The sequence below is a fragment of the Actinotalea sp. C106 genome, assembly GCF_023630195.1.
Classification (GTDB): Bacteria; Actinomycetota; Actinomycetes; order Actinomycetales; family Cellulomonadaceae; genus Actinotalea.
Genome location: NZ_JALPKN010000658.1, coordinates 1 through 510, shown reverse-complemented (window position 1 = coordinate 510; position 510 = coordinate 1). Strand labels below are relative to the sequence as shown.

General features: G+C 78.6%; 1 protein-coding gene. It reads right to left on the bottom strand.

The window, feature by feature from the left end; translation table 11 throughout:
* Nucleotides 1-499, bottom strand: a 499-nt coding sequence (locus L0B03_RS19045; protein WP_308200120.1) for an ATP-binding protein, incomplete at its 3' end; no start/stop codon positions are given.
* Between the last annotated feature and the right edge of the window lie 11 nt (nucleotides 500-510).

Here is a 510-nt window from a genome sequence, read left to right as displayed (position 1 = left end):
GTCGCAGGGCGGCCGGAGCCCGCAGGAGCACCTCCGGGTCCAGGCCTGCCACGCCCGCGCGGGCCTCGTCGAGCAGTGCGTGGGCCCCGGCGTCGAGGTGGTCGGCGTCCTCGCGGAGCTGGTCGGCGGTGCGGGCCAGGGCCTCGGTGACCCCCGGGCCGAGCACCTCCTCCAGGAGCGGGAGCACCCGGTGACGCACCTCGCTGCGCCGTGGGGCACCCGGGCCGGCCTGGTTGGTCGGGTCCTCCCAGACCACGAGCCCCTGAGCGGCGCAGGCCCGCTCGGTGGCCTCGCGTCCCAGGTCGAGCATCGGACGGCGCAGCACGCCTCGGCGCGCAGGCATCCCGGCGAGGGAGCGCGCGCCGGACCCGCGGGCCAGGGCGAGGAGGACCGTCTCGGCCTGGTCGTCGCGGGTGTGGCCGAGGAGCACCGCGACGGCGCCGTGGGCGCGGGCGCGCTCCTCGAGGGCCGCGTATCTCGCTGTGCGGGCAGCGGCCAAGTCGGAGGCCA